Origin of the sequence: Fuscovulum ytuae, assembly GCF_029953595.1 — a bacterium.
Taxonomy (GTDB): domain Bacteria; phylum Pseudomonadota; class Alphaproteobacteria; order Rhodobacterales; family Rhodobacteraceae; genus Paragemmobacter; species Paragemmobacter ytuae.
This window is the reverse complement of record NZ_CP124535.1, coordinates 127556-153908: the sequence shown is the minus strand read 5'-3', so window position 1 is coordinate 153908 and position 26353 is coordinate 127556. Positions and strand designations below refer to the sequence as shown.

Below are 26353 nucleotides of genomic sequence, written 5' to 3'. Positions count from 1 at the left end.
CCGCATCATGAAGCCCTTTACGCCCCTCGCCGCGCTTGCGCTGGCAGGGCTGACCGCCTGTATATCCACCACCCCACCGGGGCCGACCCGTCAGGTCACCCCCGCCGTCAACGTCACCGCCCCCAATGGCGTCAGCGCGGCCTCGGCGGCGGCCGCGGCGCATTACGGGCGCGTGCAGGCGCAACTCTTGTCGCAGGGCCTTCTGCGCACCGATGGCGGCGGGCCCGACACCCCCTTTACCGACAGGATGCTGGCGGAAAACTTCATCCGCATCGCGCTTTTTGACGAATATACCCGCACCGCGGGCGGCCCCGTACAGCGCGTCACCGAAAGCCGCATCCGCAAATGGGCGGCTCCGGTCCGCGTCGGCCTGCGCTTTGGCGCCTCGGTCCCGCCCGACCGCCGCGCCGCCGATACCGCGCGCGTGGCGTCCTTCCTCAGTCGCCTGTCCTCGATCACCGGTCATCCCATCGCCTTGGACGACCGCGCACCGAATTTCTTTGTCCAGATCGTGTCTGAAGACGAACGCCGCGCGCTGGGGCCGCAGATTCGCGCCGCCCTTCCCGGCCTGTCAGCGCCTGAGGTGGCGGCCATCACCGATATGCCCCGCTCCACCTATTGCCTTGTCTATGCGATGTCGGCGGGGGATGGCGCGACCTATACCCGCGCCTTCGCGGTGATCCGCGCCGAACATCCCGATCTTCTGCGCCTCTCCTGCCTGCATGAGGAAATCACCCAAGGCCTTGGCCTGGCCAATGACAGCCCCTCGGCCCGCCCCTCCATCTTCAACGATGACGAGGAATTCGCCCTTCTGACCCGGCAGGACGAGCTGATGCTCAAGATGCTCTATAACCCCGCCCTGCGCCCCGGCATGACCCAGACCGAGGCGCGCCCCATCGTGGAATCGCTTGCGACCCGGCTTCTGGGCGGCGAAACTTGACTCGGTTCCGGGGCAGGGCCAAGCGACCGGCAAGGAGGCTGTAAGATGGTTTTCGATTTCCTGAAGGGTGAATTCATCGACGTCATCGACTGGACCGATGACACCCGCGATACGATGGTCTGGCGGTTCGAACGGCGCGGCAATGCGATCAAATACGGCGCCAAGCTGACCGTCCGCGAAGGGCAGGCCGCCGTCTTCATCCATGAAGGGCAATTGGCCGATGTCTTCGGCCCCGGTCTTTACATGTTGGAAACCAACAACATGCCGGTGATGACCACGCTGCAGCATTGGGATCACGGCTTCAACTCGCCCTTCAAGGCCGAGGTCTATTTCATCTCCACCACCCGCTTCAATGATCTGAAATGGGGCACCAAGAACCCCATCATGGCGCGCGACCCGGAATTCGGCCCGGTCCGCCTGCGCGCCTTCGGCACCTATTCCATGCGCGTCGCGGACCCGGCGAAATTCATGCAGGAAATCGTCGGCACCGATGGCGAATTCACCGCGGATGAGATCAGCTTCCAGATCCGCAACATCATCGTGCAGGAATTTTCCCGCGTCATCGCCAGCGCGGGCATCCCCGTCCTCGACATGGCCGCCAACACCGCCGATCTGGGCAAGCTGGTCACCACAGCCATCGCCCCGCAGGTCGGCGAATACGGCCTGACCCTGCCGGAATTCTATATCGAAAACATCTCCCTGCCCGAAGAGGTGGAAAAGGCGCTAGACAAGCGCACCTCGGTCGGCATCGCCGGGGACCTTAACAAATACATGCAGTTTTCCGCCGCCGAGGCGATGGGCAAACCCGGATCGGCGGGCGATGCGATGACCGCCGGCATGGGCGCCGCGATGGGCATGGCCATGGCACAGAATATGGGGCCTTGGGGCGCGCCCGCCCCGGCTGCTGCGGCCCCGCCGCCGCCGCCTCCCCCCCCCGCCGCGCGCCAATGGCACATTGCCGAAAATGGCGCGACCAAAGGACCTTTCTCAGAGGCCGACCTTGCCGCGATGGTGGCCAATGGCAGCCTGACCCGTGCCACACAGGTCTGGGCAGCGGGGATGGAGGGCTGGAAACCCGCCGCCGAAACCGATCTCGCGCGGATTTTCACCCAAGTCCCGCCCCCGCCGCCGCCCGGGGCCTGATCCATGCCGGATGATCGTCAGAACTGGCCCTGCAATCAATGCGGGGCCGATCTTCGCTATGAACCGGGCGCGACCGATCTCGTCTGCGACCATTGCGGCGCGCGGCAGCCCATCCCCGAGGCTCCGGGTGCCCGTATCCGGGCGCTGAACGAGATCGACCTTGCCCTTGGTCTGTCGGATGACGTTCCGCCCGCACAGATGGAAGAGGTCCGCATCACCCCCTGCCCCTCTTGCGGGGCACAGGTGGAATTTCAAGGCGCGGCCCATGCCCGCGAATGCCCCTTTTGCGCCACCCCTGTCGCCATCGGCACGGGCGAGGAACGCCGCATCAAACCGCAGGCTGTGTTGCCCTTCGTCCTGAATGAAGTACAGGCCCGGCAAGCCATGACGAATTGGCTGGGCAGCCTCTGGTTCGCGCCGAATGGGCTTCAGGAATATGCCCGCAAGGGGCGGGCGATGAACGGCCTTTATGTCCCCTATTGGACCTTCGACGCCGCCACCCGGTCGCATTACGCAGGCGCGCGCGGTGATCATTACTATGAAACCCGCACCGTCATGCGCAATGGCAAGCGGGAAACCGAACAGGTCCGCCGCACCCGTTGGTCCCCCCGTTCCGGCTGGGTCGCACGGCGTTTTGATGACGTGCTGATCCTTGCCAGCAAAAGCCTGCCGCGCGGCTATACCGACAACCTTGCCCCTTGGGACCTATCGGCCCTGCAACCCTTCCGTGGCGATTTCCTCGCCGGTTTCACCGCCGAGGGCTATACTGTTCCCCTCGCCGATGGCCACGCCACGGGGCGCGAGGTGATGGAGGGCATCATCCGTCAGGACATCCGCGCCGATATCGGCGGCGATGAACAACGCATCGACAGGGTGGAGACGGATTGGAAAGAGGAAACCTTCAAGCACATCCTTCTGCCGATCTGGATGGCCGCCTACAAATATAACGGCAAAAGCTACCGCTTCGTGGTGAACGGTCAAACCGGCAAGGTGCAGGGCGAACGGCCATGGAGCGCGTGGAAGATCGCCTTCGCGGTTCTCGCCGCGCTGATCGTCGGCGGTATCGTGCTGGCAGTGACCCAATCGCGATAGGGGCGGAAACTGACGCAGTTTCCGCGCCGATTTTTGCGCGCAAAAATCGGATGGCACCGTAGTCCTCAATCTGAAACTGCGTCAATTTCCGGCGCGATTTCTGTGTCAGAAATCGGATGGCACCGTCCATCCCCAATCGGAAATTGCATCAATTTCCGCAGCGATTTCTGAATCAGAAATCGGATGGCACCGTCCGTCCCCAATCAGAACTTGCGTCAATTTCCGCAGCGATTTCTGAATCAGAAATCGGATGGCACCGTCCGTCCCCAATCGGAAATTGCGTCAATTTCCGCAGCGATTTCTGTGTCAGAAATCGCCCCCGACTCATCAAATGGTTAATGCACGAGAACGCCACCGTGCGTGGCCACAGAATGCTGCACAAAACCCGGCACAAAACAGGGCACAACCGTTTTCCCCCTTCTCCCCGAATTAATTCAGCGTTCTCGGGCACTTGGACCAGAACCCAAAGCCCCGCTTGACACGCCCCCGCCCCCGCCCCATCACCGCCCCGACGACTGCAACGGGGGCCCCCATGATCGACCTCACCCGCACCCTGACCGAGGCGCGTATTCCCGAACTCCCCAACCCCTATTTCGGGAAGGTCCGCGATTGCTATGATCTACCCGATGGCACCCGTATCCTGATCTCCTCCGATCGCATCTCGGCCTTCGACCGCATCCTTGCGGCCATCCCCTTCAAGGGCCAAGTTCTTACGCAGACAGCAAAATTCTGGTTCGAAGCGACCGCAGACATCTGCCCAAATCATGTGATCTCTTACCCCGATCCGAATGTGGTGATCGGGCAGAGGCTTACCATTCTGCCCGTTGAAATCGTGGTGCGCGGCTATCTGGCCGGAACCACCGGCACCTCGATCCTGACGCTCTACAAACAAGGGCAGCGCGCCATGTATGGTCACACCCTGCCCGATGGCCTGCGCGACAATCAGGCCCTGCCCGCCCCTATCATCACCCCGACATCCAAGGCCTTTGACGGCGGCCATGACGAACCGCTCACCGCGCAAGATATTGTTTCTCAAGGACTTCTCACGCAGTCTCAATGGGATGAGGTGTCGGAAAAAGCCCTCGCCCTCTTCGCCCGGGGGCAGGAAATGGCCGCCAAACGCGGCCTGATCCTTGTCGATACCAAATACGAATTCGGCACGGATGGAGAAGGCCGCATTCTTCTGGCCGACGAAATCCACACCCCCGATTCCAGCCGCTATTGGCTGGCCTCCGGCTATGCCGAGGCCTGCGAAAACGGCAGCCGCCCCCCGTCCTTTGACAAGGATGTCATCCGTGCCTGGGTGGCCGCACGCTGCGACCCCTACAAGGACGAAATCCCTGAAATTCCAGAAGAAATGATTGAACATACGGCGCAGGTCTATATCGACGCGTACGAGGCGATCACGGGTCAAACCTTCCTCCCCGACACCTCAGGCGACACCCCCCTCGCTCGCATCCGCGCCAACCTCGCCCCTTGGTTCACCACCTGATTGTTTGCGCTAACATCGCGCGATCCGCTATGGTCCGCGCCACGGATAGGAGGCCCGAATGATTCTCAGCTGTGGCGAAGCCCTGATCGACATGCTGCCCCGCACCACGACGCTGGGCGAACCCGCCTTTTCCCCCTATGCCGGGGGCGCGGTGTTCAACACCGCCATCGCACTGGGCCGACTTGGTGCCCCGTCAGCGTTTTTTTCCGGCATTTCCAATGACATGCTGGGCCAGATCCTGACCGAAACGCTCGAGGCATCGAAGGTTGATACGGGACATTGTGCCCGATCGGACCGCCCCACGACCGTGGCCTTCGTCAAGCTGGTTGATGGTCAGGCGACCTATGCCTTCTATGACGAAAACACCGCCGGTCGCCTTCTGTCGCAGGACCAGCTTCCTACCCTGCCCGACAGCATCTCTACCCTCTTCTTCGGCGGCATTTCCCTTGTGAACGACCCCGCCGCCTCGACCTATGAGGCGCTACAGACTCGCGAGGCGCCGACCCGCGTCACCATGATCGACCCCAATATCCGCCCCGGATTCATCGCAGGAAAAGAGGCCGAGTATCGCGCCCGGATAGAACGGATGATCGGGCGAGCCGATATCGTGAAACTGTCGGATGAGGATCTGCACTGGCTGATGGGCGCCGGCGATGTCTCGACCCTTGCCCGCCAAGTGCTTGAAAAGGGGCCGAAACTTGTCTTCATCACCGAAGGGGCCGCAGGCGCGCGGGCCATCACCGCGACGCAGAACCGCTTTGTCGCCGCAACGCGCGTTACGGTGGCCGATACCGTCGGGGCGGGCGACACGTTCAATGCAGGCGCACTGACCGCCCTGCATGAGGCGGGCGTTTTGACGAAATCCGCCCTTACCGCGATCCCCGATGCCACCCTTGATGCGGCCCTGACCCTTGGCACAAAAGCCGCCGCCGTCACGGTATCGCGCCCCGGTGCCAACCCACCTTGGCGGGACGAGCTGTGAAGGCCGTCCTGCAACGCGTGTCGCGCGCCTCGGTCACGGTTGACGGCAAGGTGACAGGTGAGATCGGCGCAGGCCTTCTGATCCTTGTCTGCGCGATGGACGGGGATACGGATGCGAAGGCCGATCAACTGGCCGCGAAGATCGCCAAGATGCGGATTTTCAAGGATGATCAGGGCAAGATGAACCTGTCCATCCGCGACGTGGGCGGCTCTGCGCTGATCGTTTCGCAATTCACCCTTGCCGCTGATCTGCGCGGCAACCGCCCCGGTTTTTCCACCGCAGCCAAGCCGGAGGAGGGGAAACGGCTCTACGAATACTTCAGCGCAAAGATGCAGGCCGAAGGCATCCCCACGGCCAATGGCATCTTCGGGGCTGACATGGATGTCAGCCTGAACAATGACGGCCCCGTCACGATTTGGATGGATGTCTGACGGCCCTTACTCCGTCCAATCCCAAGACCCGGTAAAGCCGCCCAGCACCTCTTGCACCCGCGCTTGATCGACTGGGCCGCTGCGCGAAAGCCGCGCCACCAGCCCTCGCTTCTTGTCCTCCACCACCTCGGCCACACGTGCCGCGATCCCCGCCTCGGCCAGTGCGGCATCATAGATGCGGGTGATGGCCATGCGGCGAAGGTCGGGCTTGAACACCTTGCCGACTGCCGTTTTCGGCAATTCGGGAAGGATTTCAATGTGTTTTGGCACGGCCGCGCGTTCATGGATATGGGTCTGGGCATAGGCGATCAGCTCATCCACCCCCACCTCTTTGCCCTTCACCAGTTCCACATAAGCACAGGGCAATTCGCCCGAATGCGCATCCGGCTGGCCGATCGCACCAACAAAGGCCACGGCCTCATGCTTCATCAGCCCTTCTTCGATCACCGCCGGGTCGATATTGTGCCCGCCCCGGATGATCAGATCCTTCGCGCGTCCGGTGATAAACAGATATCCATCCCCGTCGATGCGCCCCAAATCGCCCGTCCGCAGGAAGCGCCCTTCGGCAAAGAGATCGCGGTTCTTGTCCACCTCGGTATAGGTCGACCCCTCGAACACACCGGGATTGGCGACGCAAATTTCGCCCACCTCATCCACCGCACAATCACGGAACCCTTCGCCCGTCTTCTGCAGAATGCGCACATGGGTATGCGGGAAGGGCAGTCCGACCGACCCGATCTTCTTCGTCCCCCCCGGCGGGTTGACAGAGACGAGGCAGGTGCATTCCGTCAGGCCGTAACCTTCGACAATCTCGACCCCCGTTGCCTTGAAGAAGCGATTATACAGTTCCACCGGAAGGGGGGCGGACCCGGAAAAGGCGTTCTTCAGGCTGGAGATATCGGCGTCGATGGGCCGTTGCATCAGCGCGGCCAGCGCGGTGGGCACCGTGATCAGATAGGTGCAGCGCCAGCGTTCGATCAGCTTCCAAAGATTGTCGAACACCCCCTCGCCCCGGTATCCGGCAGGCGTTGGAAAGACCACATGCGCGCCCGACGCAATCATCGACATCAGGACCGGATAAGCAGCAAAGACATGAAAGAGCGGCAGGGGGCACATCACGCAATCGGTTTCCTTGAACAAAAGCCGCTGCCCCAGCCAGCCATTATAGACCATGCCAGAAACCTTGTGCTGCGCCACTTTGGGCATCCCCGTGGTGCCGCCGGTGTGGAAATAGGCCGCCACCCGATCGGTCGGATCGTCGGCAAAGGTCAGACGATCGGCAGGATGACGCGCACGTTCGACGTTGAAATTCAACACATTGGCCGTATGGCTGATCGGGTTCTTGGGCCGGATCAGTGGCACGATCCACGATTTCGGCGGGGCGAGGTAGCGGACCAGATCCACCTCTAGCACCGTCTTGACGGATGGGGCGTGCTTCACAGCCTCGGCCACCTTTTGCGGGACATCGGTCTTGGGAAAGGCCTTGAGCGTGACCACGACCTTGGCCTTTGTTTCGCGCAGGATAGCGCTGATCTGTTCCGCCTCCAACAGCGGGTTGATCGGGTTGACGATCCCCGCCACCGCGCCGCCCAGCAAGGTGATCGCCGTTTCTAGGCAGTTTGGCAGGACATAGGCCACGACATCCCGTTCCCCGATCCCAAGGCTGCGGAACAGGTTCGCCGCCTGCGTCACCTGCGCATGCAGGTCGTTCCACGTGAGGGTTTCGGCCTTTTCCTTGGAGCCTGACAGGATTTGATAGCTGATGGCTGGCCGAGTGCCATGCGCGGCCTTCGCGCGGCTAAGGAATTCATGCATCGTGCGCGCAGTGTCGCGCTTTTCCCAAGGCAGTTCCGCCTCGATAGCCTTGACATCCGCAAGCGTGGCGAATTCACCCATCCCATCCTCCCCGTCTCGCCCCCTTGGTTCCTCCCCGGGGGTTTCACATGACTTTGACGGGTCGCCGTCTTCGCAGCAAGGCCGCAGCAAGGGTGAAACGCAACGTCAGACTTGGGTCAGCCCTGACCATCGGTGAATTGCAGCCGCGCGAGACGGGCGTAAAGGCCGCCTTCTGCCACCAGCGCCTCATGCGTTCCGGTGGCGACGATGCGGCCCTGATCAAAGACCACGATGCGGTCTGCCCGTTTCACAGTGGCCAGACGGTGCGCCACGACCAAAACGCTGCGCCCTTCCGACAGGATTTCCACCGCCGCCTGAACGGCCCGTTCCGATTCCGCATCCAAGGCCGAGGTCGCCTCGTCCAGAAGCAGCACGCGCGCATCGCGCAGGATGGCGCGGGCAATCGCCACGCGTTGCTTCTGCCCGCCCGACAGCATGACGCCCCGCTCACCCAGCCAAGTGTCATAGCCCTGCGGCAAGGCAGTCAGGAAATCATGCGCCGCTGCGGCGCGGGCTGCGGCCTCGACCTCGGCATCCGTGGCATCTGGGCGGCCAAAGCGGATGTTTTCGCGGGCCGAAGTGGCAAAGATCACCGGGTCCTGCGGGACAAGGGCGATGGCGCGACGGAAATCGGACCGCGCCATATCGCGCAGGTCCACGCCATCCAGCCGAACCGCGCCCGATTGCGGATCATAAAAGCGCATCAGAAGTTGCAGGATCGTCGTCTTCCCAGCCCCTGAGGGACCGACAAGGGCCACGGTCTCGCCGGGTTGAACGCTCAGGGATACCCCGTTCAAGGCAGAAACATCGGGGCGGGCCGGGTAGCGGAAGGTGACATCATCAAACACCACTTCACCCCGCACCGGACGCGGCAGCGCCTTGGGTTGGGCCGCATCCTGCACGGAATCCTCGGCATTCAGCAGTTCCACCAGCCGCTCTGTCGCGCCCGCCGCGCGCTGCAACTCGCCCCAGATTTCCGACAGCGCGCCGACGGACCCCGCCACCATCACCGCATAGATGACGAACTGCACCAGTTCGCCCGGCGTCATCGCCCCTGCCCGCACATCACGCGCGCCGATCCACAGCACGCCGACGATCCCGGTAAAGACAAGGAAGATCACAATGACAGTCATCAGCGCCCGCACCCGTGTGCGGGTCTGCGCCACGGTAAAGGATTTCTCTGTCACATCGGCGAATTGCGCGCGGGTAAGGCCTTCATGGGTGAATGCCTGAACTGTCTGCACGGAACCCAGCGCCTCGGATGCCGCGCCCGAAGAATTGGCGATCCAATCCTGCGATTCCCGGCTGAGTCCCCGCAAGCGACGGCCCAGAACGATGATCGGCACCACCACAGCGGGCACGATCAAAAGAACCAGACCCGTCAACTTGGGCGAGGTGAGCGACAGCAGAATAAGTCCGCCGATCAGCATCAGCAGATTTCGCAGCGCGACCGAAACCGATGACCCGATCAGCGACAGGATCAGCGTCGTGTCCGTGGTGATGCGGCTGACCACTTCGCCGGTCATCAGCCTTTCGAAGAAGGCCGGGCTCATGCCCATGACGCGATCAAAAACGGCGCGGCGGATATCGGCCACCACCCGTTCACCCAATTTCGTCACGAAGTAATAGCGCACCCCCGTCCCGATCGCGAGAAGCGCGGCAATCGCCAGCGCGGCGCCGAAATACTGGTCAAGGATGGCCACATCCTCGTTGAACCCATCCACCACCCGGCGCACGGCCAGCGGCAGAAGTAGGCTCATCCCGGCCGTGATCACCAGCGCCGCCAGCGCCAGCAAAGTCATCCCGCGATAGGGGAACATAAAGGGGGCCAGCCCCCGCAGCGCGCCCACTTTCTTAGAGCTTGCCCGGGCCTCTGCCTTGTCGTCTTTCGCCATCTGTCATTCCTGTTGCGCGCGACGGGTTTAGGAAAACTATCGCCGGGCGGCAAGCGCCGCGAAGGTCGCGCCCCCCCTTACACCGCCCGAAGGGCTGTGCCAGACTGGTATACGAGGGGAATAGCATGGCACTCACGACCGTTGTTTTCGATGCCTATGGCACGCTGTTTGACGTCACCGCTGCCGCACGCAGGGCGGGGGCAGGAAATGCCGCTTTGGCGCAGAGCTGGCCTGCGCTGGCCGAGAACTGGCGCAGAAAACAGCTGGAATACAGCTGGTTGCGGACGATCAGCGGGGCCTATGCCGACTTCGCCACCGTGACGGCCGATGCGCTGGATTGGGCGATGGAGGCGCAGGGTCTGAACGACCCTGATCTGCGGGAAGAATTGCTGGCGCTGTATGACGCGCTTGATCCCTTTCCTGAGGTGGCCGAAACCTTGGCGCGCCTTAGCGAAAGGGGGATGCGACTTGCCATCCTGTCGAATGGATCGCCCGCCATGCTTGCCTCGGCCGTAAATGCAGCGGGTTTGTCCGGGGCTTTTGAGGCGGTTCTGTCGGTCGACTCCTTGCGCATGTTCAAGCCGCAAGCGGCAGTCTACGCCCTTGTGGGCGCGCGTCTGGGCACCGCACCGCAACAGGTTCTTTTCGCCTCATCCAACGGATGGGACATCGCCGGGGCGGCCCGTTTTGGCTTTCATACCGCTTGGGTGAACCGCGCGGCTGCCCCGCAAGACCGGCTGCCGCAGCGCCCAATGCATGAAATACCTGACCTCACCCACCTGCCCCGGCTGATCCCATGACAAACAGTTTTACCGCCCGTGACGGTGCACGCCTTGCCTATGCTGACGAAGGCGAAGGGCTGCCCCTCCTCTGTCTACCCGGCCTGACGAGGACGATGGCGGATTTCGATTATCTGCGCCCACATCTACCGCCCTGCCGCCTGATCCGAATGGATTATCGTGGCCGGGGGGCCAGCGAATGGACAGGGGCGGCCAGCTATACCGTCCCGCAAGAGGGGCAGGATGCGCTTGCGCTGCTGGATCATTTGGGGGTGGGGCGTGCTGCCATCCTTGGCACCTCGCGCGGGGGGCTGATCGGCATGCTGCTGGCCGCCGTGGCGAAGGATCGAATGATCGGCCTGTGCCTGAACGATATCGGGCCTGAAATCCATCGCCCTGGCCTCACCCGCATCTTCGATTACGTGGGCCGCAATCCGGCGGCAAAGACGCATCAGGCACTGGCCGATGCCATGCCCCGCAACATGCCCGGTTTCGCCAATGTTCCGCCGGACCGGTGGCTGGCCGAGGCGCGGCTGCATTACACGGCCACCGAAACCGGGCTAAAGATCACCTATGATCCGGCCCTGCGCGATGCCTTCCTCGCGGCCTTTGAAGGCCCGCCCGCCGATCTTTGGCCGCTTTACGATGCCTGCGCGGGCTTGCCGCTTGCCCTGATCCGGGGCGCGAATTCCGATCTGCTGACAGAGGAAACCGCAGCCGAAATGCGCCGTCGCCGCCCCGACCTGATCTTCGCCGAGGTGCCAGACCGCGCCCATATCCCCTTTCTGGATGAAGGCGAAAGCCTTGCTGCCATACACGCCTTTCTGAAAGCCTGCACATGACCGATCTCACGATGATCCGCGCCGCCGCCGCCCGACTGGCCGGCCATGCCCGCGTGACACCCTTGCTGCATGCGCCGCTGCTTGATGCCGTGGCGGGGCGGCGCATCCTTTTGAAAGCGGAATGCCTACAACTGACGGGGTCTTTCAAGTTTCGCGGGGGGTGGTCGGCCATTTCGGCCCTTGATCCGGCCACGCGTGCAAAAGGCGTGTTGGCCTATTCGTCAGGCAATCATGCACAGGGCGTGGCATTGGCGGCTGCGCGGCATGGCGGTCCTGCAGTGATCTTGATGCCATCGGACGCGCCCGCTGTGAAGGTCGCCAATACCCGCACCTATGGGGCCGAGGTTATCCTTTATGACCGCGAGACCGAGGATCGCGATGCCCTTGGCGCAAAATTGACGGCAGAGCGGGGGTTGACGCTGATCAGGCCCTTCGATGACCCTCAGGTAATCGCCGGACAGGGCACGGCGGGGCTGGAAATCGCCGAACAGGCCCGCGCGGCAGGGGTGACCGAGGCAACTGTCATCACCTGTTGCGGAGGCGGTGGGTTGTCGGCAGGCATCGCGCTTGCACTTGAGGCAGAGGCACCGGGGATGACGGTGCGCACAGCTGAACCCGAAGGTTTCGACGATGTAGCCCGGTCGCTGCGCGCGGGTCGGATCGAACGCAACGCTAAGGCGACGGGATCGATCTGTGACGCGATCCTTACCCCTTCCCCCGGCGTGCTGACCTTTCCCATCCTTAACCGCCTTTGTGGCCCAGGCCTTGTTGTCAGCGACGATCAGGCCTTGCGCGCGATGGCCCTTGCCTTCACACATTTGCGGATCGTGCTGGAACCCGGCGGTGCAGTCGCCTTGGCCGCAGCCCTCTTTTCGCCCGACCTGCCCGATACGGTGATCTGCACGGCTTCTGGTGGCAATGTAGATCCAGATACCTTCCGCGTGGCGCTAGATCAGTATTTAACCAGATGACACTTTCAAACATAACCCCTCGAAAGTGGGTCACCAAGCAGCAGAAAATTTACCTTTCCGAACATGGCCCCCATATTTCTTCCTGACTTGCGCCTGAATGCTGAAATCTCTGGTCCTCATGGGGGGCCGGCGCTTGTGCTGATCCACGCGCTTGGTACCAGCCTTGCGATCTGGGATGAACTCTTGCCGCTGCTCCCTAAGTCCCTCTGCGTTCTCCGCTTGGACCTGCGGGGGCATGGGCAATCTGACACGCCCGCCGGCCCCTATGCTATGGGGGCGCTTATCCGCGATGTGGAACGGCTGATGGACCATTTCGCGCTGAAAGAGGCCGTGGTTCTTGGCCTGTCCATCGGCGGACTGGTGGCGCAGGGACTGGCGGTAAAGCGGCTTGATCTTGTTCGCGGGATGATCCTGTCGAACAGCGCCGCCAAGATCGGTCGTCCGGAACACTGGCAGGACCGCATCGCCGCTGTGCAGTCCGGAGGAATGGCCGCCCTGCATGATGCCACGATGGAACGGTGGCTGGGGCGGAAATGGAAGGAAAACCAGTCACTTCCGCGTCTGAGTTCAGGCTTTCTCGCAACTGCCCCCGAAGGCTGGATGGGCTGCGCCGCCGCCATCGCAGGCACAGATTTCTACGAAACCACCGCCACCCTGACCCTGCCCACGCTGGCCATCGCCGGGGCGAATGACGGCTCGACCCCGCCCGATCTGGTGCGCGAGACGGCCGACCTGATCCGAGGTCACCGCTTTGCCTTGATGCGGGGGGCGGGCCATATTCCACCGGTGGAAAAACCTGCCGAATATGCCGCCTTGCTGACGCAATTCCTGACGGAGATCGGCCATGCCTAACATCCTTCTTGTCCACGGGGCCGCCCATGGGGCTTGGTGCTGGCACCGTGTGATCCCGGCTTTGCAGGCCTTGGGGCACCGCGCCCGCGCCATCGATCTGCCGTCACATGGAGATGATCGAACAGATCCGGCCACGGTTACGCTGAACAGCTATTCCGAGGCGATCTTGAAGGCCATGGATGGTCCCACCGTTCTTGTCGGCCACAGCATGGGCGGCTTTCCCATCACCGCCGCCGCCGAAGCCGCACCCGACCGCATCGTGGCGCTGATCTATGTCTGCGCATATCTGCCAAGACCCGGACAATCCCTTGCCGAGATGCGCCGCGCCGGGCCGCGCCAACCGCTCGCGGGGGCTTTCCAGATCGACGAAAGCCGCACGACATTCACTTTTGACCCGGAAAAGGCGCCTGCCCTCTTCTATCATGATTGCCCTGCAGAAGACCTCGCCCTTGCTCAACGCCGCCTTTGCCCCCAACCGATCGCCCCGCAGGAAACACCGATCCCCAACACGGGAAAGGCAGAAAGCTTGCCGCGCTTCTACATCCGCTGCACCGAAGACAGGGTGATCCCGCCCGAATATCAGGAAACAATGGCGCAAGGCCTGCCGCCCGACTGCATAAGCATCCTGCCCTGCGGCCATTCCCCCTTCTTCGCTGCGCCAGACGCACTGGCGCAACGGATCGATGCAATCTTGCGGCTTCCCCCTGTCAACTTTGCCTGACAGGCGCTAGCTTCCAGCATGTCATTGGGCAAGGAACCCTGCATGTCCGACCGCCGCGAGAAGCTTGCCCTTGCCTTCATCCTGATCACGATCACCATCGATGCGATTGGCATCGGCCTGATCTTCCCCGTCATGCCCGACCTGATCGAAAGCGTGACGGGCGGAACCCTGTCGCAGGCAGCCGTCTGGGGAGGCATCCTGTCCACCTCTTATGCGGTGATGCAATTCCTGTTCGGACCGATCATTGGCTCACTGTCAGACCGATATGGCAGACGCCCGATCCTGCTGATCTCACTTTTGGTGATGTCGCTTGACTATTTGGTTATGGCGATGGCCCCGACGATCTGGCTGCTCTTGGCGGCCCGGGTCGTGGCCGGGATCACCGCCGCGACCTATTCCACCGCCACCGCCTATATCGCCGATATCACCCCACCGGAAAAACGCGGGGCCCGATTTGGGCTGATCGGGGCCTGTTTTGGGATCGGCTTTGTCGCGGGCCCCTTGATCGGGGGGCTTTTGGCAGCCGTCGATCTGCACGCCCCTTTCTATGCTGCCGCCGCACTGGCCTTGGCCAATATGATCTTTGGTTATTTCGTCCTGCCCGAAACTGTGACCGATGCCACCCGCCGCCCCTTCAGCCTAGGCCGCGCCAATCCTCTGGGTGCGCTGCGCGCCGTGTCGCGCTTGCCGGGATTAAAGCGGGTGCTGACATGTTTCCTAATCCTTGGCATCGCGATGAACGTTTATCCTGCAATCTGGGCCTATTACGGTCAGGCCCGTTTTGGCTGGGACAGCACGATGGTGGGCCTGTCACTGGCCCTTTACGGGATCAGCTTCGCGGCGGGGCAGGCCCTACTGGTGGGGCCATTGATCAAGCGTTTTGGCGAACATCGCGCCGTCCATTACGGCATGTGGGTCGATGTCACCACACTGGCGGCTCTTGGCCTTGTTACGCAAGGGACGCATGCCCTTCTCATCACACCGATCACCGCGCTTGGCGGCGTTGTCACACCTGCCCTGCAAGCCTTGGCCAGCCGAGCCGCCCCTGCCGACGCGCAAGGAGAGCTTCAAGGGGTTCTCGCCTCGCTCAACGCCATTGCGATGATTAGCTCCCCCCTTCTGATGACCAACACTTTCGCCCTGTTTACCGCGCCAGATGCCCCCATCTTTTCGCCCGGCGCGCCTTTCCTTCTGGCCTCAGCGCTTATGGTGGTCTGCCTGATCCTACATGTCTCAGGTCGAGCCAAAGCCTGAAAGCGTCATCAAACAGTCGCAAATCCCCACGCCTTGCCTTCAACCTGCCCCTAGCTTCATCTTGGCAAAAATACTCTGCGGGGGTCCGGGGGTGCAAAACCCCCGGTTCGCCGCCAGAAAAGGGCGGGACATCGTTATGAAACTCAAGGATCTGGAAATCTTCGTTGTGGCCCCTCCCTTTCCCGGTTGGGGCGGGCGCTATTGGATTTTCCCGAAACTGACGACCGATAATGGCATCGTGGGTTATGGCGAATGCTATGCCTCGACCGTTGGCCCCACGGCCATGAAGGCGGTGATCGAGGATGTTTTTTCCCGCCATATGCAGGGCGAGAATCCGGAAAACATCGAATTGATGTTCCGCCGCGCGTATTCGGCGGGTTTCACTCAACGGCCCGATCCCACCGTGATGGGCGCTTTCGCAGGGCTGGAGATCGCCTGCTGGGACATCCTCGGCAAGGCGCGCAATCGGCCGGTCTATGCCTTGCTTGGCGGCAAGATGAATGACCGCATCCGCAGCTATACCTATCTTTACCCCGAACCCGGCAAGGAAAGCGCCGAATTCTGGGTGGACCCCAATGCGGCGGCCGAGGCAGCATTGCGTTTCGTGAGCATGGGTTTCACGGCTGTGAAATTCGATCCTGCGGGCCCCTATACGATCCGGGGCGGCCATGAACCGGCCATGTCCGACATCAGCCGATCGGTCGCTTTCTGCAAGGCGATCCGCGAGGCGGTGGGGGATCGGGCCGACCTTCTTTTCGGGACACATGGCCAGTTCACCACGCCCGGCGCGATCCGCATGGGGCGCGAGTTGGAACCCTACAACCCGCTTTGGTATGAGGAACCAATCCCGCCGGATAACCTTTTGGAATTCGCCGAAGTGGCGAAATCCGTGCGCATTCCCCTCGCCACCGGCGAACGGATGACGACAAAGGCCGAGTTTGGCACTTTGCTGCGCGCGGGCGGAGTGAAGATCTTGCAACCGGCCCTAGGCCGTGTGGGCGGGATCTGGGAGGCAAAGAAGATTGCCGCCATGGCCGAAATCTTTAACGCCGAGATGGCCCCCCACCTTTATGCAGGTCCGGTGGAATGGGCGGCGAATGTGCATTTCGCGGCCTCTATCCCAAACCTTCTGATTGCGGAAACCATCGAAACGGGCGGCGCATTCCATCAGAAGCTGATCAAGAATTCGATCAAATGGGAGGATGGGTATATCCTGCCCCCCGAAGCACCCGGCTTGGGGATCGACTTCGACGAAGATGTCGCCCGCGCCCATCCCTTTACCGGCAGCGGTCTTCATCTGCAGATGCAAGAGGCGCCTTGCGACTATCGCCACGGCAACCGCTTCGAAGGCGGTGCGCCCTCGACGCTGCCGCATAAGACCTGAACCGCGACGTCAGTGCTGGGGCCGCTCTGCCCATCCGGCGAAGATGCGCTCCAGCACCAGAACGGCGTAGTAAAGCAGGATGCCAAGGGCGGCCAAGGCGATAAGGACGGCGAACATCAGGGGGTAATCCCCGTTCGTTTCACCCGACTTGAACAGCGCGCCAAGGCCGCGTCCATGCGGGCTGACGATCTCGACCAGATTGGTGCCGATGAAAGCGAGCGTCACCGAAACCTTCAACGCGCCAAAGAATTCCGGCAGGGTCTTCGGCAATGCGATCTTGCGGAAGATGGTCAACCGCGACGCACCCAAGGACCGCAGGATATCGCGATATTCCGGTTCCAGAGTGGACAGGCCAATCCCGACCGACACGGCGATGGGGAAAAAGCTGATGAGGAAGGCCATCAGCACCGTGTTGAAATCATGCTGCCCGATGAAGATCAGCGCAATCACCGGCACCAACGTGGCCTTGGGAATGGCGTTGAACCCGACGAGCAGAGGATAAAGCCCATCCCGTGCCATGCGGGAAAAACCCATGATCATGCCCAAAAGCGTGCCAAACAGAACCGCAAGGCAAAGGCCGAGGACCGTGCGCCACAGGGTCTGCCATCCCATCTCTAGAAACAGCCATTTGAACTTCCAGAAGGCGGGCGGAAGGTCCGAGGGCGAGGCCATCTTGTAATTGGGCCAGTCGTTGACCCAGACAAGCGCCTCCCACAGGCCAAGGAAAATGAGCACGGCGGCTACCGGGACGGCGATCTTTTGAACGGTTTCCATCAATGCCCCCCGTCCCGGCCCTGCGCGATGCGGATCTGGTCGCGCAAGAGATGCAGCATGTCCTGTGCTTCCTTTGTGTACAGGCTGTCGAGCGTGCGATCCGCTGGCAGATCGACCGTCAGGATATGCTGAGTGCGCGCGGGGCGGCCCGAAAGAACCACCACTTGGTCGCCCAGAAAGACACTTTCGCGCAGATCATGGGTGATCAGGACGCAGGTGAAGGGCTCCTTCGCGCGCAGGTCCCGCATCGTCTGCCACAGATCCTCACGCGTGAAATTGTCAAGCGCACCGAAAGGTTCGTCCATGATCAGGACATCGGGTTTATGCACGATGGCGCGGCACAGGCTCGCCCTTTGGCGCATGCCTCCCGAAAGCTGGCTTGGCCGCTTGTTCTCAAACCCTGCCAGACCCACCAGTTCCAGCAGCGCCATTGCACGCTCCACCCTTTTCGCACGGGACATGCGGGGGGCCACAATTTCCAACGGCAGGATCACGTTCTCAAGGATCGTGCGCCATTCCAGCATGACGGGGTTCTGAAAGGCCATGCCCACCGTGCTGCGCGGGCTTTTCACCCGTTCGCCATGCAGCCATACTTCGCCCTCATCGGGCATCATAAGGCCCGCGACCAGCCGCGTCAGCGTAGACTTGCCACAGCCCGAGGGGCCGACGACGGCGCAGAACTCGCCCTCCGGGACCGACACATCCAGCCCATCAAGCACAGGCAGCGGGCCAGCCTTGGTGCGATAAGCGTGCCGCACCCCCTTTATTTCGATCAGGTTTGTCATTGTTCAGGGCAGGGTCCACGCGAGAACGCAAAAGCGACAGCCGCCCGGCACAAGGGCGGGCGGCTGCGTGTCAGTCTTTATTGGAGCGAAAGGCTGCCATCCGTGGGCAGATAGCTTGCATCGAAATACAGCGCTCCGTCCGGTTCCGTCGTGAAGGCATAGACGGACTTCGTTTGTTCGATCGCCTTGGCAAAGCGCGCGGCATCCACGCCGCCCATGCCATTTGCCTTGACCCAGTCGGTCAGCACGTTGTCGCGGATGGCCAGGCCCAGACGTTCCACTTCCAACGCCTTGTCGGCAGCAGGGTTGCGGGCGATGAGACTGTCCACAGCCGCCTCAGGATCGGCAATCGTGTCTTTCCAACCCATCGCCACGGCGCGCAGGAAGCCCGTCACCGCCGCCGGATTGGCATTGGCAAAATCCGTGTTCACGATGATCGCATTGCCATAAAGGGCCACGCCATGATCGGCCATCAGGATGACCGACAGGTCATCAGCGGGCACGCCCAGACGTTTGGCGTTGATGCTTGAGGTAAAGGAAAAGCCTGTCACAGCTGCAACCTTGCCTTCCGCGAGCATCGGTTCGCGCACAGGAAAGCCCACCGGGTCGACCGTGACGGTTGCCATGTCGATGCCGTTCTCGGCCGCGAAGATCGGGAATTGCGCCCATGCGCCATCCGGCGGCGGCGCGCCCAGCACCTTGCCGGCGATATCACCGGGGCCTTCGATACCCAGCGACTTGCGCCCGATCATTGCGAAGGGCGGCTTGTCATAGACCATCATCACCGCCGTCACCGGGGCACCGGGGTTCTGGTCAAGGAATTTCATCAGACTGTTGATATCGGCAAAGCCCACGGGAAAGGCGCCTGTGGCGACTTTTGGAATGGCGTCCAACGACCCAGCCCCTTCGCTGATCTCGACGCTCAGGCCTTCGGCAGTGAAATAGCCCTTGTCCAGTGCCACGAAATAGGGCGCAGCCGGACCTTCGAACTTCCAGTCCAGCGTGAAGGGCATCGGGGTTTCCGCCATCGCGGCGGTGCTTGTGACGGTCACGGCGGCCACGGCCGCTAGCAGCTTTTTCAGCATCATACTCTCCTCGCTGTTGTCGCCTGACCCTGCCCGAAGCGGCGGCAGGGTCCACGGGCCGCCTCCATTCAATGGCAGAGGCTGGCCCCCTATCCCCGGCAGCTTGCACAAGATTCGGGCATAATCCAACGATTCTGCACGCCATGCAGGCATTTTACGAGGCGAAGTCGTGCAACAGGGAACGATGGCGATCCCGGGAGGATTCGAACCCCCGACCCGCCGCTTAGAAGGCGGCTGCTCTATCCAACTGAGCTACGGGACCGTTGCCCCCTTTTGGCCGACCTCGCCCTTTCAGGCAAGAGATCACGACAGGGGAAGTCACAGGACCTTTGTCATGAAGACGGAATTGGGGTCATCCCAATAGCCTTCGAAAGGCGGGCATTCTGTGAAACCCGCCTTGGCATAAAGCGCGCGAGCCGCGATGAAGGTGGGCTGCACGCCGGTTTCAAGGCTGAGACGGCGATAGCCCATCACACGCGCCTCATCGACCAGATGATCCAGCATCCGGCGCGACAGGCCCCTGCCCCGCATTTCGGTCAGTACATGCATCGATTTGATTTCGGCATGCTCATCGTCGATCCGCTTGAATGCGCCCATCCCGACGGGCATCCCCACATCGCGCATCACGAAGAACCGCACCTCAGGGATGGCCAACTCGGCCGAGTCCATCATATGGATCGACTCGGGCGGCGTGTCGGCATGCATATCGGCGGTGTGCCGTTCGAACAGCAACTTTAGATCGGCCCCTGTCGGGCTTTCCTCGGTGATGGTGACCGACATAGTCGTCAGTGCGTCCAAGCCCCGCGCCGGTCGGTCGCGAAATTCTCACCATAGCCGCGCGCACGGATCACCGGCTTGCGGGCCTTCGGCTCAATCACCTCGAATTCGATCCCTTTGGAGGTGGCATAGGCCTCGGCCGCTTCGCGCGTGTCAAACCGCAATTTGACCTGCGCCTGCGTGTCGTCGCTGGACGTCCAGCCCATCAAAGGGTCCACTTCGCGGGCCGAGGCCGGGGCGAATTCCAAGACCCAACCCTTGGCCTTTGCCGTGCCGGACTGCATGGCGGTCTTTGCGGGCTGATAGATGCGGGCGCGCATGGACGAACTCCTGATCAAGCAGGGGTGTTTTGGCGAAAAGGCGGGACGGATGCAAGCGGCAGGATGACCCATGGCCCTGAAAGCAAGGACTGTCGGTCGGCCACGGGGAGTGTGGGTGGGGTGTGTGCAACCGACCGACAGCTTTGCTGCTTGCCAAACCAGCATCCCCGATTTTCGCATGTTATGCAATCTATGGATGATTCATTTTCGGCAAAACTCCGGAAAATTGATCCGACTTTCTTCACCTTTCAGCAATCTTTCCGCAGCGCCGCTTGCAGGGGAACAAAAACGGATCAAATCTGTCTGGCCAGACCGGCAGCGAGGGAATCGCCGATGCCCCATAACAACGCAAATGCCCTGACCGAACGCCCAGAGGTCCTGACCCGTCCCAAACTGGAAGGTGGGCGGCGCTTTGTCATGCAGACGCCGTTTCAACCGGCCGGTGATCAGCCGACAGCGATCCGGGAACTGACGGCGGGTGTTTTGGCGGGTGAGCGCGACCAGGTGCTTTTGGGGGCGACGGGCACGGGCAAAACCTTCACCATGGCCAAGGTGATCGAAGAAACCCAGCGCCCTGCCATCATCCTTGCCCCGAACAAGACACTGGCCGCGCAGCTTTACGGGGAATTCAAGGGCTTCTTCCCCGACAATGCCGTGGAATACTTTGTCAGCTATTACGACTATTACCAGCCCGAGGCCTACGTGCCCCGGTCTGACACCTATATCGAGAAGGAATCCCAGATCAACGAACAGATCGATCGGATGCGCCATTCGGCCACCCGCGCGCTTCTGGAACGGGATGACGTGATCATCATCGCTTCTGTGTCCTGCATCTATGGCATCGGGTCGGTGGAGACGTATTCCGCCATGACCCAAGATCTGATCACGGGGCAGATGTATGACCAGCGCAAGGTGATGGCCGAACTTGTGGCCCAGCAATATCGCCGCAACGATCAGGCCTTTGCGCGCGGGTCATTCCGCGTGCGCGGCGACAGTCTAGAAGTCTGGCCCGCCCACCTTGAGGATCGGGCATGGCGCTTTTCCTTCTTTGGCGAGGAATTGGAATCCATCACCGAATTCGACCCGCTCACCGGGGCCAAGACCGACACCTTCAAACAGATCCGCATTTACGCAAACAGCCATTACGTGACGCCGCGTCCGACGATGCAGCAGGCAATCAAGGGGATAAAGGCAGAATTGGCGGTCCGCCTTGACCACCTGGTGAAAGAAGGCAAGCTGCTTGAGGCGCAGCGTCTGGAACAACGCACCCAGTTTGATCTGGAAATGCTAGAGGCGACGGGTGTCTGCAACGGGATCGAGAACTATTCCCGCTATCTGACGGGGCGCGCTCCGGGCGAACCACCGCCTACGCTTTTCGAGTTCATCCCTGATAACGCGATCGTCTTTGCCGATGAGTCGCATGTCTCCGTTCCCCAGATCGGCGGCATGTATCGCGGCGACTATCGGCGCAAGTTCACGCTGGCGGAACATGGGTTCCGCCTTCCCTCCTGCATGGACAACCGCCCCCTGAAGTTCGAGGAATGGGATGCCATGCGGCCCCAATCCGTCTTCGTCTCCGCCACCCCTGCGGCGTGGGAGTTGGAACAGACGGGCGGCGTCTTTACCGAACAGGTCATCCGCCCCACTGGCCTTGTCGACCCGCAGGTCGAAATCCGCCCGGTCGAAATGCAGGTCGATGATCTGCTGGACGAGGTGCGCAAAGTTTCCGCCGCCGGATATCGGACCCTTGTCACCACCCTGACCAAGCGGATGGCCGAAGACCTGACCGAATACCTGCATGAACAGGGCGTGCGCGTGCGCTACATGCACAGCGATATCGACACGATCGAACGGATCGAGATTTTACGCGACCTGCGCCTTGGCGCCTTTGATGTGCTGGTGGGGATCAACCTCCTGCGTGAGGGGTTGGATATCCCAGAATGCGGGCTGGTCGCCATCCTCGATGCCGATAAGGAAGGGTTCCTGCGCTCGGAAACCTCGCTTATCCAGACGATCGGGCGGGCGGCGCGGAATGCCGAAGGCCGCGTCATCATGTATGCCGACCGGATCACCGGATCGATGGAGCGCGCGATAGCGGAAACCAACCGCCGCCGCGAAAAACAGACGGCCTATAACCTTGAACATGGCATCACGCCCACGACCGTGAAGAAAAATGTCGAGGATGTGTTGGCGGGCCTTTGGCAGGGCGATACCGATCAGTCCCGCGTCACGGCCAAGGTCGACAAGCCAATGGTGGGGTCGAACCTTGCCGCCCATCTGGATGCGCTGCGTGCCCAGATGCGCAAGGCGGCGGAAAACCTTGAATTTGAAGAGGCCGCCCGCCTGCGGGATGAGGTGAAGCGGCTTGAGGCCGTGGAACTTGCCGTGGCCGACGATCCGCTTGCGCGCCAATCTGCCGTGGAGGAGGCGGCAGAAGCGGCGGTCAAGATGTCGGGCCGGTCCACCGCTGGGCGCGCAGGCCAGCGTGGCGGGAACAAACGGCGGCGCTGATCGGCCTTTGATCTGTGGAAAAGGACCCGGATCGGGTCATTTCGTCGTGGCGCTTGCTGCCAAGGCCGACAACTGATCGGACAGCCAGCGGCGCCGCGCATCCCCATCATTACGCCGGTGCCAATAGGCCGAGACGGCAAAGCGGCGTACCGCCAATGGCGGTTCGGCAAGCTGCAGGCCGAAACCGGGCGCAAAGGCCGTGGCGATCCGTGCGGGCAAAGTGACCAGCGCACCCGATTGCGCCACCGCCGCCAGAGCAGGCAAGAAGGCGGGAAGGCCAAGAATGATGCGCCTTTGCCGCCCCATCCGTTCCAATTGGTCATCCACCACGCCGCGCAGATCACCGCCGGGCGAGACCAGCACGTGATCAGCGGCGCAATAGGTATCCAGACCAATCGACGGTGCATCGGCCAATGCGGCAGGCAGCCCTGCGACCAGATATCCCTCGTCATACAGCACCCGACCCGAAATGGCGTCGGGCGGATCGGGAATAAGGCCAAGGGCTAGGTCGACGCGGCCTTCGGTCAAAGCCTCTACCGCTGCCGCCCGACCCAGAGGCAGAACCGAAAGCGTTAAACCGGGCGCCGCTTGCCGAAGACACGCCGCCAGCCTTGGCACCAGTGCTGCCTGTTCGGCGTCCAGCGCCGCGATCCGCACCACGCCCTCAGCCGCCGCCGGATCGAAGGCCCGCACCGCGCCCAGCGCACCGCGCAGCATCTCGACCGCCTGCCCGACCGGTGTCTCCAACGCCAGCGCCGCAGCTGTCGGCTCCATTCCATGCGGGCGTCGGAGGAACAGTTCGTCCCCGAATACGTCGCGCAGTCGCCGCAGCGCCTGACTGATCGCTGATTGGGTCAGGCCCAATTCCCCCGCCACAAGGGTCGCTTTGCGATGTCGCAAAAGGCCGAGAAAGACCAAGAGCAGGGTCAGGTCCAGCCGACGCAATTCATTCTGACTTAACTCAGACATTAGACGTATTCGTTTTTGTTTTAGTCAGTCCCTGCATATCCCTTGGTCCACAGCTTGAGCAAGAGGAAGACGCAGATGAAAATCGCCATCGTTGGAACGGGGAATGTTGGCGCGGCCATAGCACGGGGCCTTGCAGGAAAAGGCCATGACGTGTCCCTCGGCGCGCGCGATCCCAAGACCTCGGCCGTCACCCGACTTGCCGTCGAAACCGGGGCAACCCTTGCCACCCCATGGGCGGCGGCTCAGGCGGGCGATATTGTCCTGCTCGCCCTGCCATGGGCCGCCGCGGCCGCGGCCATCGCCGATCTTGGCCCGCTTGCGGGCAAGGTTGTGATCGACTGCATGAACCCGCTTGGCATGGTCGACGGCGTGCTTGGCCTGCTGGTCGGCCACAGCTCCAGCGGCGCCGAGCTGGTACAATCCCTGCTGCCGGAGGCGCGGGTTGTGAAAACGCTCAACCAAGTTGGGGCCGAGATCATGGCGGATACTTCCCGCCTGCCCCACCGCCCCGCGCAATTCATGGCGGGCGACGATGGTGCGGCAAAGGCGATGGTGGCCAACCTTCTGCGCGATCTTGGCTTTGATCCCATGGATGCGGGCGGGCTGACCAAAGCGCGCCTTCTGGAACCCCTCGCAATGGTCTGGATCAATCAGGCCCTCTTGCGCGGCAAAGGCCGCGACTGGGTCTTCGCCGCTGTTACCGCCTCGCAACGCTGACCCTTAGGGAGAATGCCATGACCGACATCCTACATGCCTCGTGCCATTGCGGGCGGGTTCAGATCGATCTTCCCGCCACCTCTGCCGGGGTTCTGGCGTGCCATTGCGGTGACTGCCAAAAAATGCATGGAAACTTTAACGCCTTCTTAGCCACCTCAATCAACGACGTCGTCCTTTCGGGGGCGGATGCGCTGGTCTGGTATCAATCTTCCGATGACTCACGCCGCGCCTTTTGCGGCACCTGTGGGGCGCGGGTTCTGAAGGAAGTTACAGCTGCGGGGCGCTGGCTGATCTCAGCCGGATTGATCGATGGCCCCAGTGGCAAGCGCATCATTAAGAACCTGTGGGATCAGTCCGCGCCCGATTGGTACGTCCTGCCGCAGGTGTCCCCATGACCGAGGCGGTTACGATCCTTGTCCGCCGCCGGGTCAAAGCGGGGCGTGAGGCGGAATATGAAGCGTGGCTCACCCGTCTGACAGAAGGGGTCGCGCGCGCGTTCCCCGGCTATCTGGGGGCGGAATTCCACCGCCCCGTCAGGCCAGGTGACGCCTATCGCAGCCTTTTCCGGTTCGACAGCCTCACGCATCTGGAGGCCTTCGAGACATCCGATTTCCGCGCGCGGATGCTAGAGGAAGGGGCCGACCTTTTTGCCGCCAACGCGGTCTGGGACCGCATGACCGGCCTTGAATTCTGGTTCGATCCACCCGTTGGCACCCAGGTCCCGCAACCCAGCCCACACCGCATGGCGCTGGTTCTCATCGGGGTGGTTTTCACGCTGGTCCTGCTTTTGAACCTGACGCTCGGCCCCGTGATGCAGGTTTGGCCTTTACCACTGCGGGTGCTGGCGACCGTCACGATCCAAATCGGATTGATGACCTATGTGATCATGCCCCGCCTCACCCCTCGCATTGCGCGCTTCATTTACCCCAGATCGTCATCCTCCGAACCGTCAACCCATTGAAAGGTGTTCACAATGTCTGCATCCATCGACACACACGGCACGAAGAAAGTGCTGATGATCGCCGCCAATCCCGGCACCTCCCCGACGACAGGCTGGCCCATCGGTTTTTGGTGGGCGGAACTTACCCATCCCTATTGGACCTTTGCCGAAGCGGGGTATCAAATCGATATCGCAAGTCCCAAAGGGGGCGACCTGATGGCTGATGGCTATTCCGACCCCGAAGATGCCAGCGGCTATTCTGCCCATGACATCCTTTCGCTGGGCTTCAAGAAATCCGCCACGCACGCAGCTTTGCTGACGGGGACAAAGTCCATCGCCGAAGTGGATGTCGAAGGCTATGACGCGATCTTTGTTGCAGGCGGCCAGTCGCCCATGGTCACCATGATCGACGACACCGCCCTCCACGCCTTTGTCGCCCGCGCCTATGAGGCGGGAAAGATTGTCGCCATCGTCTGTCACGGCACCTGCATCCTGCTGAAGACCCGCCTGTCGAACGGAGACCTGCTGGTGAAGGGAAAGACATGGACGGGCTTCGCCGATAGCGAAGAAGCCTTCGCCGATGCCTTCGTCGGCATGCGGATACAGCCCTTCTGGATCGAGGAAGAGGCGAAAAAGATCGAAGGAACGAACTTCGTCACCGCCAATATGTTCAAGCCTTTCGCTTTGCGCGACGGCAACCTCATCACCGGGCAGCAACAATATTCCGGCGCGGCAGCGGCGGAACTGGTGGTGCAGGCCTTGGGTCGGTGAACGCGCCCTGATCGAAAAACAGGCAAAGTG

At 62.0% G+C, this 26353-nt stretch carries 26 protein-coding genes and 1 tRNA gene; 18 read left to right on the top strand and 9 right to left on the bottom strand.

The window, feature by feature from the left end; translation table 11 throughout:
• Positions 1–7 precede the first annotated feature (7 nt).
• The 6 genes from QF092_RS00730 (at position 8) to dtd (ending at position 6080) form a co-directional block, all read left to right on the top strand.
• A complete protein-coding gene (locus QF092_RS00730) occupies positions 8–940 on the top strand; it encodes a DUF2927 domain-containing protein (protein ID WP_281466644.1) in 933 nt (310 codons plus the stop codon).
• A gap of 45 nt (positions 941–985) precedes the next feature.
• Positions 986–2083 carry an SPFH domain-containing protein gene (locus QF092_RS00725; RefSeq protein ID WP_281466642.1) on the top strand — a complete coding sequence of 366 codons (1098 nt, stop codon included), beginning with the start codon at positions 986–988 and terminating at the stop codon, positions 2081–2083.
• A 3-nt stretch (positions 2084–2086) separates the two neighbouring features.
• Entirely contained in the window at positions 2087–3175 is a 1089-nt protein-coding gene (locus QF092_RS00720) for a TFIIB-type zinc ribbon-containing protein (protein WP_281466641.1), read from the top strand.
• Between the two features lie 532 nt (positions 3176–3707).
• Positions 3708–4667 carry a phosphoribosylaminoimidazolesuccinocarboxamide synthase gene (locus QF092_RS00715; protein ID WP_281466639.1) on the top strand — a complete coding sequence of 320 codons (960 nt, stop codon included), beginning with the start codon at positions 3708–3710 and terminating at the stop codon, positions 4665–4667.
• A gap of 58 nt (positions 4668–4725) precedes the next feature.
• Positions 4726–5649: a carbohydrate kinase family protein gene (locus QF092_RS00710; RefSeq protein WP_281466637.1), complete on the top strand. Its 924-nt coding sequence runs from the start codon at positions 4726–4728 to the stop codon at positions 5647–5649.
• Positions 5646–6080 (top strand): D-aminoacyl-tRNA deacylase, encoded by a 435-nt coding sequence (dtd, locus tag QF092_RS00705; RefSeq protein ID WP_281470116.1) that lies wholly within the window; start codon positions 5646–5648, stop codon positions 6078–6080. Before QF092_RS00710 ends, dtd begins: the two co-directional genes overlap by 4 nt.
• A 6-nt stretch (positions 6081–6086) precedes the next feature.
• Here dtd and QF092_RS00700 read toward each other — a convergent pair whose 3' ends face one another.
• Together QF092_RS00700 and QF092_RS00695 are read right to left on the bottom strand one after the other, a co-directional pair.
• A complete protein-coding gene (locus QF092_RS00700; RefSeq protein ID WP_281466635.1) occupies positions 6087–7976 on the bottom strand; it encodes an acyl-CoA synthetase in 1890 nt (629 codons plus the stop codon).
• A gap of 116 nt (positions 7977–8092) precedes the next feature.
• Positions 8093–9871, bottom strand: coding sequence for an ABC transporter transmembrane domain-containing protein (locus tag QF092_RS00695; protein WP_281466633.1), 1779 nt, complete (start codon positions 9869–9871; stop codon positions 8093–8095).
• Between the two features lie 125 nt (positions 9872–9996).
• Here QF092_RS00695 and QF092_RS00690 point away from each other — a divergent pair, with 125 nt between their 5' ends.
• From QF092_RS00690 to QF092_RS00660, 7 genes are all read left to right on the top strand, one after another.
• Positions 9997–10671 carry a haloacid dehalogenase type II gene (locus QF092_RS00690; RefSeq protein WP_281466631.1) on the top strand — a complete coding sequence of 225 codons (675 nt, stop codon included), beginning with the start codon at positions 9997–9999 and terminating at the stop codon, positions 10669–10671.
• Positions 10668–11492 (top strand): alpha/beta fold hydrolase, encoded by an 825-nt coding sequence (locus tag QF092_RS00685; RefSeq protein ID WP_281466629.1) that lies wholly within the window; start codon positions 10668–10670, stop codon positions 11490–11492. The genes QF092_RS00690 and QF092_RS00685 overlap by 4 nt, the downstream gene beginning before the upstream one ends.
• The gene (locus QF092_RS00680; RefSeq protein ID WP_281466628.1) at positions 11489–12463 is read left to right on the top strand and encodes a threonine ammonia-lyase; all 975 of its coding nucleotides are present in this window, start codon (positions 11489–11491) and stop codon (positions 12461–12463) included. Before QF092_RS00685 ends, QF092_RS00680 begins: the two co-directional genes overlap by 4 nt.
• A 63-nt stretch (positions 12464–12526) precedes the next feature.
• The gene (pcaD, locus tag QF092_RS00675) at positions 12527–13315 is read left to right on the top strand and encodes a 3-oxoadipate enol-lactonase (protein WP_281466626.1); all 789 of its coding nucleotides are present in this window, start codon (positions 12527–12529) and stop codon (positions 13313–13315) included.
• Positions 13308–14036 carry an alpha/beta fold hydrolase gene (locus tag QF092_RS00670; protein ID WP_281466624.1) on the top strand — a complete coding sequence of 243 codons (729 nt, stop codon included), beginning with the start codon at positions 13308–13310 and terminating at the stop codon, positions 14034–14036. The genes pcaD and QF092_RS00670 overlap by 8 nt, the downstream gene beginning before the upstream one ends.
• Before the next feature lie 42 nt (positions 14037–14078).
• Complete coding sequence (locus tag QF092_RS00665; RefSeq protein ID WP_281466622.1) at positions 14079–15290, top strand: TCR/Tet family MFS transporter; 1212 nt, start codon at positions 14079–14081, stop codon at positions 15288–15290.
• A gap of 136 nt (positions 15291–15426) precedes the next feature.
• On the top strand, positions 15427–16674 hold the full coding sequence (locus QF092_RS00660) for a mandelate racemase/muconate lactonizing enzyme family protein (RefSeq protein WP_281466620.1): 1248 nt from the start codon (positions 15427–15429) through the stop codon (positions 16672–16674).
• A 9-nt stretch (positions 16675–16683) separates the two neighbouring features.
• Here the strand turns inward: QF092_RS00660 and QF092_RS00655 are convergent, their stop codons facing one another.
• The 6 genes from QF092_RS00655 to QF092_RS00630 form a co-directional block, all read right to left on the bottom strand.
• Positions 16684–17448 (bottom strand): ABC transporter permease, encoded by a 765-nt coding sequence (locus tag QF092_RS00655; protein WP_281466618.1) that lies wholly within the window; start codon positions 17446–17448, stop codon positions 16684–16686.
• Complete coding sequence (locus QF092_RS00650; RefSeq protein WP_281466617.1) at positions 17448–18233, bottom strand: ABC transporter ATP-binding protein; 786 nt, start codon at positions 18231–18233, stop codon at positions 17448–17450. Before QF092_RS00650 ends, QF092_RS00655 begins: the two co-directional genes overlap by 1 nt.
• 77 nt (positions 18234–18310) lie before the next feature.
• Positions 18311–19318 (bottom strand): ABC transporter substrate-binding protein, encoded by a 1008-nt coding sequence (locus tag QF092_RS00645; protein ID WP_281466614.1) that lies wholly within the window; start codon positions 19316–19318, stop codon positions 18311–18313.
• Positions 19319–19503: 185 nt separating this feature from the next.
• A tRNA-Arg gene (locus QF092_RS00640) sits at positions 19504–19580 on the bottom strand.
• A 56-nt stretch (positions 19581–19636) separates the two neighbouring features.
• Positions 19637–20107 (bottom strand): GNAT family N-acetyltransferase, encoded by a 471-nt coding sequence (locus tag QF092_RS00635; RefSeq protein WP_420026551.1) that lies wholly within the window; start codon positions 20105–20107, stop codon positions 19637–19639.
• Positions 20104–20415 carry an ETC complex I subunit gene (locus tag QF092_RS00630; RefSeq protein WP_281466610.1) on the bottom strand — a complete coding sequence of 104 codons (312 nt, stop codon included), beginning with the start codon at positions 20413–20415 and terminating at the stop codon, positions 20104–20106. Before QF092_RS00630 ends, QF092_RS00635 begins: the two co-directional genes overlap by 4 nt.
• 333 nt (positions 20416–20748) lie before the next feature.
• Between QF092_RS00630 and uvrB the strand changes: the two genes are divergently transcribed.
• Positions 20749–22926, top strand: a complete 2178-nt coding sequence (uvrB, locus tag QF092_RS00625; protein WP_281466608.1) for an excinuclease ABC subunit UvrB — start codon at positions 20749–20751, stop codon at positions 22924–22926.
• A 36-nt stretch (positions 22927–22962) separates the two neighbouring features.
• On the opposite strand, the gene QF092_RS00620 is transcribed toward uvrB, so the two are convergent.
• A complete protein-coding gene (locus QF092_RS00620; protein ID WP_281466606.1) occupies positions 22963–23895 on the bottom strand; it encodes a LysR family transcriptional regulator in 933 nt (310 codons plus the stop codon).
• Positions 23896–23970: 75 nt separating this feature from the next.
• On the opposite strand from QF092_RS00620, the gene QF092_RS00615 reads away from it, so the two are divergent.
• From QF092_RS00615 to QF092_RS00600, 4 genes are read left to right on the top strand one after another with little or no spacing between them, the layout of a single operon-like run.
• Positions 23971–24612, top strand: a complete 642-nt coding sequence (locus QF092_RS00615) for an NADPH-dependent F420 reductase (RefSeq protein WP_281466604.1) — start codon at positions 23971–23973, stop codon at positions 24610–24612.
• Between the two features lie 17 nt (positions 24613–24629).
• Complete coding sequence (locus tag QF092_RS00610) at positions 24630–25007, top strand: GFA family protein (protein ID WP_281466602.1); 378 nt, start codon at positions 24630–24632, stop codon at positions 25005–25007.
• The gene (locus QF092_RS00605; RefSeq protein ID WP_281466600.1) at positions 25004–25573 is read left to right on the top strand and encodes an antibiotic biosynthesis monooxygenase; all 570 of its coding nucleotides are present in this window, start codon (positions 25004–25006) and stop codon (positions 25571–25573) included. The genes QF092_RS00610 and QF092_RS00605 overlap by 4 nt, the downstream gene beginning before the upstream one ends.
• A gap of 12 nt (positions 25574–25585) precedes the next feature.
• Entirely contained in the window at positions 25586–26323 is a 738-nt protein-coding gene (locus QF092_RS00600) for a type 1 glutamine amidotransferase domain-containing protein (protein WP_281466598.1), read from the top strand.
• Positions 26324–26353 lie beyond the last annotated feature (30 nt).